General features: G+C 63.4%; 1 protein-coding gene. It reads right to left on the minus strand.

Annotated features, from left to right (window positions below; genetic code table 11):
- On the minus strand, positions 1 to 3,910 hold a 3,910-nt coding region (locus ACIP5Y_RS47920; protein ID WP_400360521.1), incomplete at its 3' end, for an SDR family NAD(P)-dependent oxidoreductase.
- Between the last annotated feature and the right edge of the window lie 21 nt (positions 3,911 to 3,931).

The raw sequence follows: 3,931 nt of genomic DNA on the forward strand, positions 1-3,931 counted from the left end.
CAACACCCACAGCAACCAGATCCCACAACCCCCCCGGACCCTGCACCCCACCCGGAAAACGACAACCCATACCGACAACCACAAGCGGATCGCCGTCCATCGGAAGCTCGACCGCGTCGATTCGTGTTGTGGTCGGGCTCCCACCCAGACAGACATCAAGGAACGCGACGAGACGGTCGACGCTCGGATAATCGAAGACCAACGTCGACGGCAACGTCACCCCGGTAGCCCGTTGAAGCACGTTGCGCAGCTCGACCGCAGTCAACGAGTCGAACCCGATATCCCGGAACGGGCGATCCACCGCAACCTCATCAGCAGAACCAAACCCCAACACAGACGCAACCAACCCCCGCACGAGCGCGGTCATCCGATTCTGCCGTTCCTCCTCGGACAGGAAAGCAAAGCCTTGTATGAAGCCAGCTGGCTTGTGGTTGCCACGTCCACGAGCACGGCGTGCCTGCGCGCCGACGAGGCCGCGGAATACCGACGGCGCGTCGTCGCGAGTGCGCAGAGCTGCGATGTTCAGCTCTGTAAGCCCGACCAGCGCACGTCCGGTAGTCAGAGCCCGGTCGAATAGATCCATGCCCAAATCAGCAGCCACAGGTTGCATGCCGAGCTGGGCGAGGCGTCGGACATCCGTCTCAGTGAGCCCGCCAGTGAGCCCGGCGGCTTGGTCCCATGGCCCCCACGCCAAGGAGATGCCAGGCAAGCCTGCGCTGCGTCGGTGGCTGATCATGGCGTCAAGGAAGACGTTCGCGGCCGCGTAATTCCCCTGTCCGGGACTGCCTAGAGTGCCCGCGAGCGAGGAGAAGACGGCGAAGAATGTGAGGTCCTGGTCGCGAGTCAGCTCGTGGAGATGCCAGGCAGCATCGACCTTCGGCGCGAACACGTTATGGATCTGATCGTCGGTGAGGTTCGCGATCATGCCGTCGTCGAGAACGCCCGCTGTATGGACAACACCCGCCAGCACGACACCATCCAGCACCGTCGACAACGACGCTCGATCACTCACATCACAGGCCACGATCCGAACATCGACACCCTGTTCGGACAGCTCCGCGTACAACTCGTCAGCCCCAGGCGCAGACGATCCACGGCGACTCAACAACAACAGGCTCCGCACACCGTGCCGAGCAACCAGATGCCGAGCAACCACCTGGCCCAGACCACCGGTACCACCAGTGATCAGCACTGTACCGTCGATCTGGAGTGTGCTGTCGATGTTCCCGGTCAGGCGGGAAAGACGTGGTGCCAAGTGGCTATTTCCGCGCAGGGCAAGCTGCGGTTCACCGGTCGCGATCGCACGAGCCACCACGTCGGACGTCGGCTCGGTGCCAGCTTCCAGGTCGAGCAGGACAAACCTGCCAGGGTCCTCGGATTGAGCTGACCGGACCAGACCCCATACGGCTGCGGCGGCGAGATCCCACACGGTGTCGTCTGGGGCAGCAGCGACAGCTTCGTGGGTTACCACGACGAGGCAGCCGCCAGCGAAGTCTCGCAGTTTGCTAAGCACATATTGCACGGTGGTCTCGACAGTCCGGCTGGCGTCAGCCTGGACGTCAAGTACTGCACTGGGTTCCGGCGAGACACTGGTGACATCGGAGACCGGCACCCAGTCGAGGCCGAGCAGGCTGCCTGCGGGCGTCACACCTGACAGGGTCTCCGGCACAAGTGGCCGCAGAATAAGCGAGCCGACGGAAAACACCGGCACGTCGTCCTCATCAACCAGAACCGCAGAGACCGAACCCGGACCAGTCGGCGAGACCCGCACCCGCACTGCAGTGGCACCGACGGTATGCAGGGTAACGTCGGTAAAACTGAACGGGAGTCGGCCATTGCCAGACTCATCGAGGCCAGTCAGAACCGATGGCTGCAGCGCAGCGTCAAGAAGAGCAGGGTGGATGCCGAACTCTCCAGCGACTAGCCGCTCGTTCTCAGGCAGTTCGATCTCGGCGTAGATATGCCCGTCATGCCGCCAAGCGGCGGTAAGGCCTTGGAAAGCGGGTCCATAGCTGAAGCCCAGCGCTGTCCGATCGATATAGAAATCGGCGATGTCGAGCGGGACGCTGTCGGTAGGCGGCCAAATCGCGCCTAGCCCGGCCGGTTCAGCACCGCGCCGCCGGGTGGTGGCCGTTACATGTCGGGTCCATAAGTCATCGTCGTTCACGCGAGCATAGATCTCGATGCTTCCACCGGTGAGCACGGTCTGCAGTTGAGTTTCGCCGCTCTGCGATATCACCAGCGGGGTGTGCACCACAAGCTCGGCCAGGGCACCCCCATCAGCGACATCGGCCGCACGGAAGGCCAGCTCAACGAACCCCGTGCCAGGAAATACCACGACACCGTTGACCGCATGGTCGGCGAGCCACGGGGCGCTCTGCAACGAAACGCGCGAGCTGAAGATCGTGGTGTCGGAACCGGGAACCGGTACGACTGTGCTCACGAGGCCGCGCCCCACCACTGTGGGTGGTTTGGGCCAGTAGTGGCGGTGTTGGAAAGCATAAGCAGGCAAATCAACCCAGCCGGTCCGCTGCCCCGCGAACAACACACCCCAATCCACAGCAACACCCGCCACGAAGACATCACCGGCCGAGCGCAGGAACCGATCCAGACCACCATCATCACGACGCAACGTCCCGGTGACCACAACATCGGCACCACCGATCGTGTCCTCGATAGCCGCAGTCAACACCGGATGCGCACTGACCTCGACGAAAACAGTGAACCCATCCGCGACCAAAGCCTCGGTAGCATCCTGGAACAACACCGGATTACGGCCGTTGTCGAACCAGTACCGACCCGACAACTCAGCTGTATCGATCACCGACCCCGTCAGCGCCGAATACATCGGCACCGCACCGGTCCGCGGTGAAATCGAGACCAGATCCTGCAACAGGCGATCACGGATCACCTCGACCGACGCAGTATGCGAGGCATAGTCCACCGGCACCCGCCGCGCCCACACCCCCTGCACCTCACAATGGGCGAGCAACACCTCAAGGTCCTCGACCGGACCGGCCACGACCACCGACGAGGGCCCATTGATCGCCGCGACGACCACCGCACCGTCCAGGCCGGCCAGAATCTCCCGCACCCGCTCACTCGGCGCAGAGACCGCGACCATCCCCCCGACACCCGCCAAAACCTCCGCGATGACCCGACTACGCAACGCCACCACACGCGCACCATCGGACAACGACAGCCCACCCGCAACACACGCCGCCGCGATCTCACCCTGCGAATGACCCACCACCGCAGCCGGTTCCACACCATAGGACCGCCACACCGCCGCAAGCGACACCATCATCGCCCACAAAACCGGTTGCACAACCTCAACCCGCTCCAAAGCAGCCGCATCACCCACCACATCCAGCAACGACCAATCGACAAACGGCGCCAACGCCTCAGCACACGCCATCATCGACTCACGAAACACAGCAGAGGACTCCAACAAACCAGCCGCCATACCAGCCCACTGCGCACCCTGACCCGGAAACACGAACACAACCCGACGACCAGATTTCGCAGCACCCACGCTGGACGTACCGTCCGCAACGGCCTGCAACTCGCTCAGCAGTTCGTCGCGGTCCGCACCCACAACCACAGCCCGGTGATCGAACACCGATCGCGACAACAACGCAGCGCCGACATCAATCGCACTCAGATCGGCGACCACCGGCAGCAAACGAGCAGCCTGATCCCGCACCGCGGCATCCGACCTACCCGATACCACCCACACCGCAAACCCGTCCACGCTGGTTGACTCATCGGCCTCGGGTGCGGCAGCTTCGTCGGGTGCGGCTTCCAGGATCACGTGCGCATTCGTGCCCGACATGCCGAACGAGGACACACCCGCCCGACGAGGGCGCCCGGTCTCGGGCCATGACTGCTGCTCGGTCAGCAACCGCACATTGCCCTGATCCCAATCCAC

It is taken from the genome of Nocardia sp. NPDC088792, assembly GCF_044750615.1.
Lineage (GTDB): Bacteria > Actinomycetota > Actinomycetes > Mycobacteriales > Mycobacteriaceae > Nocardia.